Below are 850 nucleotides of genomic sequence, written 5' to 3'. Positions count from 1 at the left end.
GTATATGCTTCAGATATTAAAAAAGTATTAAACTGGTATAATATTCTTCAAAAAAGAGGAATGATTGCTGATGCTTTTAGCGCTGCAGAAAAGAAAGAAGAAGAAGAAGCTAAATAGTTTATTCTAAAATATAAATTTAAAGCTCGTAGATTTTATCTACGGGCTTTTATTTTTTAACTTGCTAGGTATAAAAACAAATTATGAACAATAGAAAAGAACAATTGGCCGCTGTTGAACGCCTTTTAGATATCATGGATGAATTAAGACTAAAATGTCCATGGGATGCTAAACAGACCTTTGAATCATTGAGAAATTTAACAATCGAAGAAGTTTATGAATTAACCGATAGCATTGATCAAAAAGATTATCCAGAGTTAAAAAAGGAGCTTGGAGATGTTTTAATGCACATTGTTTTTTATGCTAAGATAGGTAGTGAGCAAAACTTATTTGATATAGCAGATATAGCCAATAGCGTGTCTGATAAACTTGTTTATAGACACCCTCATATTTATTCTGATGTTGTAGTAGCTGATGAAAAGGAAGTAGAGTCGAATTGGGAAAAGCTAAAGCTCAAGGAAGGAAATAAATCTGTCTTAGGAGGTGTCCCTAAAGGTTTATCGGCAATGGTCAAAGCCTATAGAATACAAGACAAAACAAGTGGAGTAGGTTTTGATTGGCAGAACAAAGAAGATGTTTGGGCTAAGTTTGAAGAGGAAATCGAAGAATTTAAAGTAGAAGAGGTAAAAGGGGATAAAACACAAATGGAAGATGAATTTGGAGATATTTTATTCTCTTTGGTTAACTATGCGCGTTTTGTGAAAATAGATCCAGAACAAGCATTGGCTAAAGC

General features: G+C 32.8%; 1 protein-coding gene. It reads left to right on the top strand.

Going from position 1 to position 850, the window contains the following annotated elements:
• Positions 1 to 200: 200 nt before the first annotated feature.
• The coding region (gene mazG, locus GOQ24_RS16310; RefSeq protein WP_160340171.1) for a nucleoside triphosphate pyrophosphohydrolase at positions 201 to 850 on the top strand (650 nt) is incomplete at its 3' end.

It is taken from the genome of Myroides sp. LoEW2-1, from assembly GCF_009767705.1.
GTDB lineage: Bacteria > Bacteroidota > Bacteroidia > Flavobacteriales > Flavobacteriaceae > Flavobacterium > Flavobacterium album_A.
The sequence above is the reverse complement of the archived record's forward strand: the minus strand, read 5'-3'. Positions and strand labels throughout refer to the sequence as shown.